This window comes from Corynebacterium sp. BF-R-2 (genome assembly GCF_024586525.1).
In the GTDB taxonomy this organism is placed as follows: domain Bacteria; phylum Actinomycetota; class Actinomycetes; order Mycobacteriales; family Mycobacteriaceae; genus Corynebacterium; species Corynebacterium singulare.
Map to the genome: position 1 here is coordinate 88,099 of NZ_JAMFTP010000013.1, position 14,245 is coordinate 102,343.

Annotated in this window: 13 protein-coding genes; 6 read left to right on the top strand and 7 right to left on the bottom strand. The window is 57.5% G+C overall.

Annotated elements, in window-relative coordinates; all coding sequences use genetic code 11:
• Nucleotides 1-64 precede the first annotated feature (64 nt).
• Together M5J09_RS10580 and M5J09_RS10585 are read right to left on the bottom strand one after the other, a co-directional pair.
• Complete coding sequence (locus M5J09_RS10580; RefSeq protein WP_042530938.1) at nucleotides 65-1,468, bottom strand: WHG domain-containing protein; 1,404 nt, start codon at nucleotides 1,466-1,468, stop codon at nucleotides 65-67.
• A 249-nt stretch (nucleotides 1,469-1,717) separates the two neighbouring features.
• A complete protein-coding gene (locus tag M5J09_RS10585; protein WP_042530940.1) occupies nucleotides 1,718-1,951 on the bottom strand; it encodes an antitoxin in 234 nt (77 codons plus the stop codon).
• A gap of 520 nt (nucleotides 1,952-2,471) precedes the next feature.
• Here M5J09_RS10585 and M5J09_RS10590 point away from each other — a divergent pair.
• Nucleotides 2,472-3,722 (top strand): site-specific DNA-methyltransferase, encoded by a 1,251-nt coding sequence (locus M5J09_RS10590; protein ID WP_257157824.1) that lies wholly within the window; start codon nucleotides 2,472-2,474, stop codon nucleotides 3,720-3,722.
• A 25-nt stretch (nucleotides 3,723-3,747) separates the two neighbouring features.
• Here M5J09_RS10590 and M5J09_RS10595 read toward each other — a convergent pair whose 3' ends face one another.
• On the bottom strand, nucleotides 3,748-4,794 hold the full coding sequence (locus M5J09_RS10595; RefSeq protein WP_257157825.1) for a PHB depolymerase family esterase: 1,047 nt from the start codon (nucleotides 4,792-4,794) through the stop codon (nucleotides 3,748-3,750).
• Nucleotides 4,795-4,865: 71 nt separating this feature from the next.
• On the opposite strand from M5J09_RS10595, the gene M5J09_RS10600 reads away from it, so the two are divergent.
• The 5 genes from M5J09_RS10600 to M5J09_RS10620 all read left to right on the top strand — a co-directional run bounded on the left by M5J09_RS10600 (nucleotide 4,866) and on the right by M5J09_RS10620 (nucleotide 9,232).
• Nucleotides 4,866-5,678 (top strand): class I SAM-dependent methyltransferase, encoded by an 813-nt coding sequence (locus M5J09_RS10600; RefSeq protein ID WP_306558240.1) that lies wholly within the window; start codon nucleotides 4,866-4,868, stop codon nucleotides 5,676-5,678.
• A gap of 87 nt (nucleotides 5,679-5,765) precedes the next feature.
• Entirely contained in the window at nucleotides 5,766-6,704 is a 939-nt protein-coding gene (locus tag M5J09_RS10605) for an ABC transporter ATP-binding protein (protein WP_257157826.1), read from the top strand.
• 13 nt (nucleotides 6,705-6,717) lie between these two features.
• The gene (locus M5J09_RS10610; protein ID WP_042530945.1) at nucleotides 6,718-7,515 is read left to right on the top strand and encodes an ABC transporter permease; all 798 of its coding nucleotides are present in this window, start codon (nucleotides 6,718-6,720) and stop codon (nucleotides 7,513-7,515) included.
• Nucleotides 7,512-8,627, top strand: a complete 1,116-nt coding sequence (locus tag M5J09_RS10615) for a sensor histidine kinase (RefSeq protein ID WP_052471396.1) — start codon at nucleotides 7,512-7,514, stop codon at nucleotides 8,625-8,627. Before M5J09_RS10610 ends, M5J09_RS10615 begins: the two co-directional genes overlap by 4 nt.
• A complete protein-coding gene (locus tag M5J09_RS10620; protein WP_042530947.1) occupies nucleotides 8,624-9,232 on the top strand; it encodes a response regulator transcription factor in 609 nt (202 codons plus the stop codon). Before M5J09_RS10615 ends, M5J09_RS10620 begins: the two co-directional genes overlap by 4 nt.
• A 7-nt stretch (nucleotides 9,233-9,239) precedes the next feature.
• Here M5J09_RS10620 and M5J09_RS10625 read toward each other — a convergent pair whose 3' ends face one another.
• From M5J09_RS10625 to M5J09_RS10640, 4 genes are all read right to left on the bottom strand, one after another.
• Nucleotides 9,240-10,625 carry an anaerobic C4-dicarboxylate transporter gene (locus M5J09_RS10625; RefSeq protein ID WP_042530949.1) on the bottom strand — a complete coding sequence of 462 codons (1,386 nt, stop codon included), beginning with the start codon at nucleotides 10,623-10,625 and terminating at the stop codon, nucleotides 9,240-9,242.
• Between the two features lie 313 nt (nucleotides 10,626-10,938).
• Nucleotides 10,939-12,567 carry a ribosome biogenesis GTPase Der gene (gene der, locus M5J09_RS10630; protein ID WP_257157827.1) on the bottom strand — a complete coding sequence of 543 codons (1,629 nt, stop codon included), beginning with the start codon at nucleotides 12,565-12,567 and terminating at the stop codon, nucleotides 10,939-10,941.
• Nucleotides 12,560-13,270, bottom strand: a complete 711-nt coding sequence (gene cmk / locus M5J09_RS10635; protein WP_070538122.1) for a (d)CMP kinase — start codon at nucleotides 13,268-13,270, stop codon at nucleotides 12,560-12,562. The genes der and cmk overlap by 8 nt, the downstream gene beginning before the upstream one ends.
• Nucleotides 13,270-14,187: a pseudouridine synthase gene (locus M5J09_RS10640; RefSeq protein ID WP_042530956.1), complete on the bottom strand. Its 918-nt coding sequence runs from the start codon at nucleotides 14,185-14,187 to the stop codon at nucleotides 13,270-13,272. Before M5J09_RS10640 ends, cmk begins: the two co-directional genes overlap by 1 nt.
• Between the last annotated feature and the right edge of the window lie 58 nt (nucleotides 14,188-14,245).

A 14,245-nucleotide genomic window follows, 5' to 3' on the forward strand; every position in this document is an offset into this window, starting at 1 on the left:
TAGGGAAAATAGTGTCCAAGATTACATCACTAGAGACACGGCATTACGACGCTACGACGCAGAGTTACTCTGCGCCGCCGAGGCTGCGCATGACACCGCCAAGACAAATATCCATGTAATGCGTAAGGATTTCGAAGATGAAGTCCGTGTCATAGCCACGCAGCGGCCCCTTAGTGGCAAGCATGGCCAGGCCGTGTGCACCGGCCCACACCGAAATCACGAGAGTGTAGAGCACCCACGGAGCACGCGGGCCATTAACCTCATCGATGGCCTGGCGCACTAGCGACATAATGAAGCCAAAGGCTTGACCGAACTCGCTGAAGTCACGCTGGACCTCCGCGGCCTTATTTGCGTTCGGAAGGAAGTCATCCTCAAAGGACATCGGAACGATCGGACCGGACGCGATCTTGATGAGAGCCTCGAAGCCTTGCGGGTCAGCCAACGCGTGGGAGACATAGCCATAACCGGTTGCCCTGATGAGGGAGAGCGCCTTAGAGCCCTCTGGAACAGCAGCCACTTGGCGGTAGATAAACTCGTAGTTGATCTTGTCTAGGTAACGCTCTAGATAACTGGCAAGCTCTTGATCGCTCTCAATGAGGTGCTCCGCCTCTTGAACGGTAAGACCAGCACGAGTGGCAGCGCCGCCAATGTGTAGGCCCGTAACACCGTGATCAAGGGATTCTTCGATCGCTCCACGCAGAAGCGCGGTACGCTTTTCCTCCTCGGTGCCACGCGGGAAATCAACAGCCTTAGCCAACAGCGGCTCTGGCTGCTCCCCAACAAGGCCGAACGGGGCAGTGCGCTCAAGCCGCTCGCCCCGGAGAAACGGGTAAAGACCAACACTAAAGGTATCCATAACACCGCTGAAGGTCTGCTTCTTGGCGGCTGGAGAAAGGTAACGAAGGATACCTTCGGCAGCTAGCTGAGTCACACCATGCAGATGCGAGAAGATTGCAAGCGCGAAGAGCATTGTGCCGTGCGCATCACTGCTTCCACCGGCCTCTTTAACGGCGTCATCCGTCAGGTCATAAAGAAGCTCGAGAATGGGACACGTGTCAGCACGACCCCCTTCGGAGGCAAAGACTTCAGCGGTTAGGTCCTCGCGAGGGGAAGCCTGTACTGCCGTGAAGGCTGCAAAGGAGGTTGGATCCTCCACTGCGAAAGAGAAATAGGACATTGACGCGGAACGAAGCCTATCGACGGCCGTTGCGTTCTCCGGAAGGCGCTTGAAGTGCATGTCAACTACGGACAGCAGAGCTGCATTCAACGTCTCGGTTGTCGCCTCCACCAGTTCGGCGTCACTAGCAAAATACTCTTGAGCCTCGGCGAACGGGACATCTACTTGGTCGGCAACGTCACGCAGACGAACTGCGTCGATGCCGGCCTTGGCGATGACACGTCCGGCCTGCTCAATGAGGAGTTGCCGTGAGGGCTGACTGCCCTTTTCCGCACCTACTGAAGTAATCACGGGTAATAGCCTACCTAGGAGTCGTCTCGATTTCGCTTCACCCTACAGCATTTAGCAAGTTTAAAGGTTTTACACAGTATCTAACTCGGAGGATAAGGATTAATTTCTCACCTAGTAAGCATTCAAACACTCTATGCTTACAACAAAGAAAGAGCTCCGACCCCAACAATGTGGGGACGGAGCTCCTCTATGCGAGCTCATACGCCAAGCTAGTCCACCCAGCTAGCGTCTCCGAGCCCGAGGCAGGTTTTACTGCTCCTGACCATCCTGCTCGGGCTGGTTGCCCTCAGCGCCCTGGTTGCCCTCAGCACCCTGGTTGCCAATACGCTCGTCCAGCTGGTCGCGAGCGGAGTCAATCTTGTCCGCCTTGTCCTCACCCAGCTTGCCCTTGGCAAAGTCAGCACCCTTGTCCAGTGCAGAGTCAGAAACCTGCTCGCCCTTGTCGGAGTTCAGTGCATCCTTTGCCTTATCGAAGATACCCATATCGTATCGTCCTTTCTTTCTAACTACCGTGATAATCTATGCGGGTCACAGCAAGGAACAGCTTCTTTCCCGCCGCTATGCATCCCCACACCACGGAGAACGCGTACGTTCCCGCATGCGTGGGGTGTCCACAGCGGAGGATTTTCACGCCCTTCGCGCGACCACTTCACCAACGGTACCGACGCAACTCACACTTCGCCACGATGAGCGCCGATCCCAAGCTTCGCGCGATGAGAAACACCCATATCCGTGGGCAGCACTTCAATCTGAGAGTATTAAGGTTAGTTGAGAAAGTTCACCCCCTACGGTTACCCCTTTTCGTTCAACTCCATGCGGTGTGCCACCCCACTCTCAATTGAGAAGACTTGTACGCTAAACCTCAGTAATAGCCCGTGGCTCTCCGTTTCCGCCGCACCATACACCCCAGGGACCACCCGAGAAACTGTGATACATTCACCAAGCCTTGGGGTCTTATCAACTAGATTTGCAGCCCTGATCTCATTAGAAAATTTTCAGCACAATGCCCTCGAACCACTCTTCTCCCCCATCATCGCCTACCTACTTTGGTCTCACATGGCCAGGGAAAAAAGAGGCTGCTGTGCAGGCTCATGGAGAGCTGAAGGTTCGGAGGGACGTCGTCAAGCGCGTCAGCTCCTCTCCGCACACTGTCACGGAAGCCGACAACTTGGATGCTCTCAAGGACTTCGTCGCCCGAGGTTTTCACGCCGACGTCATCTATATCGATCCCCCTTATAACACCGGGAAGGATTTCGTCTACCGAGATAACTTCCGCCAGCGTCGCGAGGTGCGGTCTGACCATTTCGGGCAGTGGCACGCGGAATGGCTCTCCATGATGTTGCCGCGGATTATTTTGGCGCGTGAGGTCCTCGCAGACACTGGCTTTATTTTTGTATCGATTGGTGAGTCTGAAGCTGCCCACCTGCGACTCATCATGAATGAAGTGTTTGGGGAAGATTGCTTTGCCGGTCAACTCATCTGGAAGAAGGGCGGCACGGGCAAGAATGACTCCAAATACGCGGTCATAGAGCACGAGTATGTGCTCTGTTATGCCAAGAGCGCATCCAATCCGGGCTTCAATCTCGACCCGCACGCACAGACCTCAACGAGGTACAACCACAGCGACGAAAAGGGGAACTACTCCCTCGTGCGTCTTGATTCCAAGACGCTGGGCTACCTACCCTCTCTCGATTTTTCCATTACAGGCCCCGATGGTCGTGAGTATTGGCCACATCAACCGGAAGGAAAAAGCCAGGTGGCACGCTGGCGGTGGGGCAAGGATAAAGTCGCCGAACACTATGAGGAGCTGGTCTTTCGACGCGGCTTCGTCTACACCAAGAACTACGAGAAGAAGGGGGCACGCCCACGTTCAATACTTGATGGCGAACGCTTTGGAGTCACGCGCACTGGGCGCAAAGATGCTGAGGAGGCTCTCGGCATTCAAGGAACCTTCGATTTTCCCAAGCCTGTCCGGTTAATCAAGCATCTTATCGCCATCGCCGGCGGCGCCGACGCGGTCGTCCTCGACTTCTTTGCTGGATCCGGAACCACTGCTCAGGCCGTGGCGGAACTCAACCGGGAGGATGGCGGCAGCCGCAGTGTGCATCTCGTACAGATTGCGCAGCCAACAGAAGCCTCGAGCCCCGCACGCCGTGCCGGTTTCGACTCCGTTGCCGATATTTGCCTGGCTCGAGTCCAGGCGCTCGACGGACTGGACTTTAGCCACATACGCCTCACGCCAATAGAGGAGTAGGAGCCCTGCGCCGGTAGTGCGGGGGCTACGACGCCGCATGGCGGGAGGCCTCAGCAACGCCGTGCTCTTCCGTGCCTTCTGGGCGTCCCGGGATTCCGAAGAAATCCAGGACCGTGTCAGTAGCAAAGCCGCGCCCCACTTCGGGCTTATCCTTACTGGGACGACCTGGCCACACATGGGAACCACCGTTGATCCTAATATGTTGCAGCGGTGCTTTGCAGCCGGTCCATGTTTCTTTAACGGCGTCATTCGTCAGGCGCAGGCTCTCCACATCGCCTACGCATTTATTGCGCTTTTGATGCTGACCGAGCACCTCTGCGACCGAAGAGTAGGCAGTACCGTGGCGAACACCGCCCTCGTAATTGACCACCGGGTCATCCGTGCCGTGAATATCGAGGCGGCCTACAGGCCGCTCAGAGCACTCAGAGTGGATTCCCTCGTAATACGCCGCTGACACCGTTGCCACAGATCGGAACGTGCCCGGCATCCGGCAGGCCAAGAAAGCCGCAAATCCACCCCCGTTGGATAAACCCGCGGCGAAAATGGCGTCATCGTCCACGCTGTACGTCGCCCGCAGGCTATCGACGATCTGGCGGACGAAATCCACATCTTCTTCTTCACTGGTTGCTGCGTAGGGAGCCGGAGTCCACGCTTTTTCGACTCCCTGTGGGTAGGCCACAATGGCTTCGGCGGCATCGAACTGGGTGTACCCTTCCATGTTTTCAGGACTGTCGTTCCAGCCGTGGAAGGAAAGGAGCACCGGCCACGAGCGCTCCGGTGTGTAGTTCTCAGGAACATGCAGAAGAAAGCTGCGCCCAGACGCCAATTTCATGTTCTTGGTGTGTCCGGGTTCCGGTCCCACGAGCATGGGGGCCACCGGCACCCCGAGGTCATTAGTCCAGACGGCCGAGGTCGTGGGAGTCGGAGTGCCGTCAGTCCCAGCGCAAGCTCCCAGTGCTCCCACACATACCGCAGAAGACACAGCAGCACACAAAGCTCGCAGAACGCGCGGCTGGTGGGCTGTCTTAGCGCGCAACTTCACCGGTGTCTGACCCCCTGGACGTTGATTCATAAATCCTAGCCACTACAAGGTAACAGCTCCGTATCAACGAACACGTAGCGGCGCGGTAGATTGAAAGCATTATGTCCTCCATCAGCTCCCCTCCCCCGCGTCCTGAGCATTATCCCAGCTATCGCAAGGCATCCACGCAGGAGGGGCCCACATTCCGCACTGTGCACCAGCGCACGCGCTCTGCCGGCGCCTTCGTCGAGGGCGCCGAAAACTACCAGGATGTGCGCCCCAGCTATCCATTCGACGTGGCTGCACTCGTTGGATCCGCACACACGGTCCTGGATGTGGGCGCCGGCACCGGCAAGTTCACCGCAACACTCACCAACCCTGAAGTATTCGCCAGTGATCCCTCCCCGGACATGACTAGGGTTCTCAGCCGTCTCGGCATTCCATGCTGGCGGGCCACGGCGGAGGATACTGCGTTGACTAGTTCGTCACTTGATGCCGTCACCTGCGCACAAACCTGGCATTGGGTCGATGTGGACCGCGCCTGCGCCGAGTTTGACCGTATCCTTCGCCCTGGTGGCCGGGTCGTGCTCGTCTGGAACACACTCGACGTGAACGCGGATCCCTGGATCCTTCGACTCGCTCGGATTATGCACTCAGGAGATGTCCACCGCCCAGGCTTTTATCCCACCCTTGCCGCTCCGTGGGAAGTCCGGGATGAGTTGCGCCTCACCTGGAACCACACTCTTACGCCCGAGCAGCTGCACCAACTCATGCATACCCGTTCCTATTGGCTCCGTAATGGCGAGACGATTCACAAGCGCATGACCTACAACCTCAATTGGTACCTCTATGAACATATGGGTTTCCAGCCCGGCGAAGAGCTAGCAATCCCCTACCGCACCGATGCCTTCGTCCTGGCCCGCCCTGGCGAGTAGCCGCCTTCTGTACCCATGACAACTGTCATGTAAAACTCATGACGTCATGTCTACGCTGCAGGATCCGCACAGCCTTAACGTGAGGGTATGAGCACGACACACACTTCTCCCCCGGCCATCGACGTGTCCGGAATCAGCAAAACCTTCAACGCCTCTTCTCGTAGTCCGGTGCATGCGCTTCACGACGTCTCCTTCACCATCTCCCAAGGTGAAATCGTCGGTCTACTTGGAACCAATGGTGCAGGCAAGACCACGCTCATTGACCTCATCTTGGGGCTGACTACCCCGACGTCGGGCGCAATCAGCGTGCTGGGCCAAGCTCCGCTCACTGCAGTGAAAAGTGGTCGCGTCGGCGCCGTGATGCAGTCAGGCGGTCTCCTTCCAGACATCACCGTGAAGGAAACACTTGAGCTCCTCGGCGCAGCCTTCCCCTCTCACCGCCCGTACGCAGACATCATCGAACGCGCCAATCTAGGTGACATTCTTTCGCGCAGGGTGGGGAAATGCTCGGGTGGCGAGCAGCAACGCCTGCGATTCGGATTGGCTCTGCTGGGTGATCCGATGCTTTTGCTTCTCGACGAACCAACCACCGGCATGGACGCTGGTGCCCGCCGCCACTTCTGGGAAACCATGAAAGAGGAAGCCAAAGCCGGAAGAACCATCCTGCTGACCACTCATTACCTTGAAGAGGCCGACACCTTTGCGCAGCGCATCGTCATGCTCAACAAAGGCGAGATACACGCTGACGGCAGCACTGAAGACATCCGCAACGCAAGCTCCACCCGCACCATCCGGGCCGCTTTCCCTGATGGCGTGCCGAGTCGTCTCTTGAACGAACCTTTACCGGGAGTTCTCCATCAAGTGGCCACAGACACTGGCCTCAAAATCACTTCGCGCGATTCTGACGCGGTAGCCCGCTACCTGCTCACTGAAACCACAGCGCACGATATCACCATTACTGGCCATAGTCTCGAGGACTCGTTCCTTGAGCTGTCCGGCGCTTCTCCGGACCCCATCACAAATTAGGGAGTTATCCGTCATGAGCATCACCACTTCTGCTACACCAACGCTTGGTACGACCTTGAAATACGCGGCACACGACTTAAAGCGCTTGCGCCGTGACCTACCAACGCTCTTTTTTAGCATCGGCCTGCCCGTCATTTTCTACATGCTCTTCGGCGCCATGCAGGAGTATGGCGACACCGAGTTCAATGGCGGAAACGTCGCGGCTCTCGTCATGATTGGCATGGCGCTCTACGCCGGCGCTACTGGTGCCGTTGGGGCAGCTGGCTCCATGGTTGCCGAAAACCGCGCCGGGTGGGGCCGTCAACTGGCGCTCACTCCCCTCCGAGCATCTCAGCTTGGCCTTGCCCACGTCCTCAACATCGCGGTCCGCGCTATCTTGCCCATAGCTGCTGTCTTCCTCACCGGTGGGCTTACCAAGGCAACGATGCAACCCGACCAGTGGTTCCTCGCCTTTCTCATTACCTCGGCTTGTGCCATCCCTTTCGGTATCTACGGTATGGCCTGCGCCATGCTCATCCCAACGGAAAACACCGTCTCCATCGCGTCGTCGAGCATCGTCATCCTCGCTTTCGCTGGAAATGTCTTTATGCCGCTCAAAGAATCTCTGCTTGAGATTGGGCGATTCACACCAATGTACGGCGCACAGGCACTTGCCCGGTGGCCACTATCTGAAGGTGCTCAAATGATCGACGGTGAGCGCCCCTTCGTTGAGGACCCACTTTGGTACGCATGGGTTAACATCACTGTATGGACAGTGGTTTTCGTCGGGTTCTGCGTGTTTCTTCGCAACCGCGACAAGAACCGAGCATGATGCGTGATTTCAGGCTGCGGGACGCGTGCTTCGCCGCAATTTGGTTGCTCTTTCTTCTCATAGGACTCGTACGGATCCTTGTTCTGCCCTCATATTCCACGGTTCAACGCTTCTGGGCCGTTGCCATCACCGTGGTATTTTGCGTCACGTATTTTGTTTCCTTCGGTACCCTTCATACCTTCCCGCACGGGTGGTCCCTAGAGCGTCGAGTCGCTCTCCGGTGGGGCATACTCGCTGTGCTAGCACTTGCCGCAATTCCTTCGCACGGCGTGTGGGCTGTGTACTTCGTTCCGTATCTTGGAGCCTTAGTCGCTTACACCCAGCCGCTGAGAACTGCAGCCACTGTCATCACCGTCACCGGAATCATCGCTAGTATCCCCACGTGGATTTTCGACCGTCAAAACTTTGTCGACTTCATAATCATTTTCTTTGGCTGGCCTGTGCTTATACTGGCTCTCGGCACGTTATCGCAGCGCGAAGATATCGAAACCGCCTTAAGGCATGATTTGGATTTAGCCCAACAACGCGAAGACATTGCCGCCGACATCCACGATCTCCTCGGCCACACCTTGACAGCTATCAATCTCAAGGCCGAAGTAGCGCGTCGTTTTATCGACCGCGATCCAGCCAAAGCCGCCGCCGAGCTTGATGCCATCAGTTCGCTGTCGCGTTTATCCCTCGCAGAGGTACGGTCCACCGTCACGCGCATGAAGAACCCCACCTTCGCTGGTGAGATTCAGGCCGCACGCCGCATCTTAGAAACTGCCGACATCCATCCCCACTTACCTGAAACTCTTATCTCTCCACGGGCGCATGAGGACTTATTCTCGTGGGCGCTGCGTGAACTCACAACCAACGTCGTACGCCATTCTGGGGCTTCGCACTGCTGGGTTATCCTCAGCGAAGATTCTCTTCAGGTCACAGACGATGGAGACGGTTTTACCGAGGACGCTACGCAAGCGCTTGCTGCGGGCCTTACGGGGCTCGCGGGTCTTCGGCGCCGAGCCCAAGATGTCGGTGGCGATGTCATTATTCAGCGAGCGGAAGGGTTGACCACTGTCTTACTTACTCTTGATGGTGTCTGCGAGATAAAGGAGGTTCCGCGACCATGACACCTCCTATACGGGTGCTCATTGCCGAAGACCAGTCGCTAGTCCGCGGAGCGCTGACAGCATTGCTTAATACCGAGCCGGACATCGAGGTTGTTGCTGGGTGCTCATCCGGAGTCGAGGTCGCCGCCCTCGTCGCTCAGCATCGCGTCAATGTGGCGCTGCTCGATATTGAGATGCCGGGAATGAACGGCATCGATGCTGCTAAGACGATCGCCGCTACCGATTGTCGAAGCCTCATCGTCACCACTTTTGGGCGTTCCGGCTACGTCAAACGCGCACTTGACGCAGGCGTCGACGGTTTCCTTGTCAAAGACACACCCCCAGACGAGCTGGCCGACGCCATTCGCCGCGTCCATTCGGGCCTGCGCGTGGTCGATCCGCAACTGGCTCAAGACATCCTCTTTGCCCCAGATAATCCTCTCAGCGAGCGGGAAATCGAGGTCTGCCGTTTACTTGTACGCGGACTTGGCTCCACCGCCATCGCAGCACAGCTGCATCTCAGCGGCGGCACCGTGCGTAACCATATTTCCGCCATCATGTCCAAGACTGGAGCGGCCAACCGCTTTGAGGCCGCCCGGCGGGCGGAAACCAACGGTTGGATTTAAGAACTCATTAGAGCAAGACCTGAGCGAGTAGAGAGCCCACCACACAAGAGGTCACGACTGAAATCGCGCCGGGGATTAAGAAGGAGTGGTTGATGACAAACTTGCCGATACGCGTCGTTCCAGTACGGTCGAACCCGATACAGGCTAGGTCTGAAGGATACGTCGGCAGAATGAAGTAACCATAAGCAGCACCGTAGAAACCCACGATGATCGCCGGGTCGATGCCTAGCTGTAGCCCAATAGGAGCAATAGCAACAAGTGCAGCTGCCTGGGAATTCACTAGCTTGGACACGATGACGAGGACCACAGCGTAAGCCCATGGGGCTGCTTCGACCACATTACCCAGGTTGGCTTCAAGAGCTTCAATGTGTGCTTGGAAGAAAGTATCCGCCATCCAGGCCACACCGAAGACGGAGAACACCGCAGTCATTCCGGCCTTGAACACCGGGGTTGAAGCGATTTTGGAAGGTTCAACCCGGCAGCTCAGGAGAATAATCGCACCGGCAACCAGCATGAGCATCTGAATAACGAGGTTCATTGACAGCGGACTCAGCTCACCGTCTTTCCCCGGGACCAGTGGACGCAGAAATTCGAAGGCGCCGAGCGCGACGACTGCAGCAATCGCCGCCAAGAACACCACCACCGAGCGCTTAGCTTCTTTGGTAAAGACCTCATTCAACAGCGAGCCAGTGCTCTCATTAATGCGCGCTGCAAACTCTGGGTCCTTCATCTTCTCTTGGAAGACAGGGTCCTTATCCAAATCCTTGCCACGGCGCAGTGACCATAAAGAGGCGAGGATGACACCAGACAGTGAGGCCGGGATGGCCACCATCAGAATCTGCGGAATGGAATAGGCCTTATCAATAACTCCGGCGTTCTCCGCGATGATCGACGCCAGAGACACCGTTGCTACAGACACGGGCGATGCGGTGATGCCCATCTGTGCTGAGGTCGATGCCACAGCCATGGGGCGCTCTGGGCGAATGCCCTTCTTAAGAGCAATATCCTCAATGATCGGGAACATCGTGTACACCACGTGGCCGGTACCGCAGAGAACAGTGAGGAACCACGTCGTCAGAGGCGCGAGAATCGTGATGCGCTCTGGATGAGATCGCAGAATCTTCTCCGCAAATTGCATCATCACTTCCAAACCTTTGGCCTGTTGGAGTGTCGCAGCGCACCCAATGACGGCGATGATCGTGAGCATGACCGAAACTGGTGGTTCGCCTGGGGCAAGCCCGAAAGCAAAGACCATCAGCAACAGGCCGATACCAGAGATGAGGCCTAGGCCTATACCGCCGTATCGGGTGCCGAGGAGCAGTGCTCCCAGGATGATGATGACTTGAAGAATGATGGCCAGAACGGAATCTGGCGCGATGACACTAGCTAGCATGCCATGCTTTCTCGCTCAGAATTGGATACGAACTGACTACACCATATCCGGTCAAACACTACCGGACATAAGCGGAAGGACGAGCGAATTCTCACACGCGTTTGTGTGCTCAAATCGCTCGACCATAGGGTATAATCCCAGCGTAACGGGCATACTGTTATTTACTGGTCCCCCTTCTCCAAGCCTCATGTTCACCCCTTAACACAACGCTGGAGCTTTCGGGTTGCTGGTCGGGGGTTTGAGAGATAGGAGGCGTTGTGCGGGACACGCGTGCGCGAGGAGCCGGGTAGCACTATTAACGCCTCCGCGGCTCCTAGCGGCGTTGACGGCGCTCACGCACGCGCACGGCTATACGTACTGGCGAGCCGTGGAAGCCGAAGCGCTCGCGGAACTTGCGCTCCAGATAGCGGCGGTAGCCAGCATCCAGGAAGCCGGTTGTGAACAAGACAATCGTCGGCGGCTGGGTCGATGCCTGGGTGGCAAACAGCACGCGGGGCAAGCGATTGTTGTTCATTGGCGGTGGGTTGGCTGCGATAGCCTCACGCATCCAGTTGTTGAGCTGGCCAGTGGACACGCGCTGATCCCAGCTGTCCAGAGCCTCAATCATGGCTGGCTCCAGCTTCTGCAGAGCGCGGCCTGTCTCTGCCGAGATATTGACGCGGGTAACCCACGGGAGGTGGCGCAGGTTCTCATCGATCTCACGGTCCAGGTAGTAACGACGATCCTCATCGACGAGATCCCACTTATTGAACGCGATGACGAGGGCTTTGCCGGCCTCAAGAATCATGTTGAGGACGCGCTGGTCTTGCTCGGAAACTTCCTGGGAGGCGTCGATAAGCATGATGCACACCTCGGCCGCATCGATCACGCCACGCGTACGCAGGGAGGCATAATACTCGTGGCCCTGCACGTTCTTGACCTTCTTGCGCAAGCCCGCGGTATCGATGAACTTCCACAGGCGTTCATCAAGCTGAACGAGCGAATCGACGGGATCGACGGTCGTGCCGGCAGCGTTGTCCACGACGGAGCGCTCTTCCGACGTCAGCTTATTGAGCAGCGAGGACTTACCCACATTTGGCTTGCCCACCAATGCCACGCGGCGCGGACCGGAGGTGATCGACGAGTTGCGGGGTTCCTCAGGGAATAGACGCAGAATCTCATCGAGAACGTCGGCACCGCCGCGGCCGTGCTGTGCGGACACCGGCCACGGATCGCCCAAACCCAACGCGTAGAACTCGGCCATATCAGCGTACATGGTCTCCGAGTCGAACTTGTTAGACACCAAGATGACCGGCACCTCGGACTTCTGCAGTTTGCGAGCCATCACAGCATCGGTTTCGGTGATACCAACCTTGGTGTCAACAACGAAGACAATGACATCTGCCGTAGCCATGGCCAGCTCTGCCTGCCGCGCAATAGCGGCGTGGATGCCCTTGACATTGGGGTCCCAGCCACCAGTATCTTGGACGAAAAATCGCTGGCCATTCCAGTCCGCGACGTAGGATACGCGGTCGCGGGTCACACCTGGGTGATCCTCCACCACTGCTTCGCGGCGGCCCAAGAAGCGATTCACCAACGAGGACTTGCCCACGTTCGGGCGGCCCACGATGGCCACCGTGCAGAGGTTTTCCTCGGTGTGCCCATCATCCACGCCAAACTCGGCGGAAAGTGCTTCCCACTCTTCCTCGCTCAGCGGAGCGTCACCGTCGGAGTCGCTTTCGTCCTCGCCAAAGTCTGCCTCACCGAACTCGGAGTCATCGAACTCCCCCTCGTCGAATTCATAATCAAATTCCTCGGAGTCAAAATCATCGGGAGCCCAACCGCCGTGTGGATCGCGCACGATCTCTTCCTCGAGTTTGCCCACTGGATAGTGGAATTCGGTCTCGAAATCCTCCGGGTCCTGCTCAGGATTGAGATCAGGGTTCTGCGGTTGATTAGTCATCAGCGGCCTCCTTGGTAGCAGAATCCTCAATGACGGCGACGAGTGCGTCGAGTACTTCGTCACGGGTCATGTCGGAAGTGTCCACGAGCACAGCATCCTCTGCAGGACGCAGCGGTGACGTGGCGCGGGAGGAATCGGCGGCGTCGCGCCGTTGGACGTCGGCAAGCACGGTGTCGAAATCAGACTCAATGCCGGCCGCAAGGTTCTGATCGTGACGACGCTGAGCACGAACCTCAGCAGAGGCGGTCATGAACGCCTTGGCGGGAGAATCAGCAAGCACAACAGTGCCGATATCGCGGCCTTCTACAATTGCGCGGTGTGCCTGAGCAGCCAAGGAGCGCTGCAGATCCACCAGATTCTGGCGCACCTCCGGAATGGCGGACACAGCCGAAACGTTGCGGGTGACCTCGTCTTCACGGATAACGCGGGAGACGTCCTCGCCGTCAAAGATGACCTGAGTGGAATCCGGGTCATCCGAAACCTCCAGCGGAAGGTTAGCTGTGGCTTCGATAACGGCCGCGGTATTCGCCGGGTCCACGCCGGCACGCAACACAGCAAGAGTGGCCACACGGTACATGGCGCCGGTGTCGACGTACTTGGCATCGAGACGCTTGGCCAGCGCGCGGCACGTCGTGGACTTGCCTGTTCCGGACGGCCCATCGACGGCCACGATGAGCCCTTGGTTTGGCATGTTTGAAATCATTACATCCCCACCGCCTTGTACAAGCTGGTTAGTTCATTGGAGTTCAGCGCACGCATCGAGCCCGGCTTCATATCACCAAGCTGCACCGTGTGAAGCTTGGTGCGCACGAGGCGCTGGACTGGGTAGCCCGCTTCCTTCAGCATGCGGCGCACAATGTGCTTGCGTCCTTCGTGCAGCTCAACGCGTACGAGGGAGTAGCCCTGGTTCTTGTCAACGATCTGCACATAATCTGCCTTGGCCAGGCCATCCTCAAGTTCGATTCCTTCTTGGAGTTGGCGGACAAGCTTCTTATCGCCTTCTCCCAGAACGGTAGCAAGGTAAGTCTTCGTGACCTCGTATTTCGGATGCATCAGACGGTTCGCCAGTTCGCCATCGTTGGTGAGCAGGAGCAGACCCTCGGTATCAGCATCAAGACGGCCGACGTGGAAGAGACGCTGACCGGAGACAACACGGTCAGCGACGACATCGCCCACGCAGGGACGGCCCATGTCATCCGACATCGTGGACTGCATGCCACGCGGCTTGTTGAGCACAAAGTACTGTGTGTCTTCGTTGACATTGATGCGGGTGCCGTCCACGCGGATGACATCGCTGTTAGGATTCACGCGGGTGCCCTGCTTAATGATGACCTGACCGTTGACCTCAACGCGGCCCTGCTCAATGAGGATTTCTGCGTGGCGGCGTGAGGCCACGCCGGCCTTCGCCAGAACCTTCTGCAGACGTTCACCCTGGTTGTCGGATTTCTTATCAGCGCCGTCTACCAGCCAATCTGCGCCCAAATCACGGGCGACAGAGTCAGCGGTGGCCTTCTTCTTTTTCACGTGCTGATGGCGAGCCGGCTTAGCGTTGGAGACAATCATGTCGCTGTCTCGCTTCTTTTTCTCCGGTGTGCCATCGCGGCGAGCGGGTGGAGTCACGGAAATGTGTCCTCTCAATAGTTCTTCAATTTGCGGCGCACATAGGCACCGTTGTCCG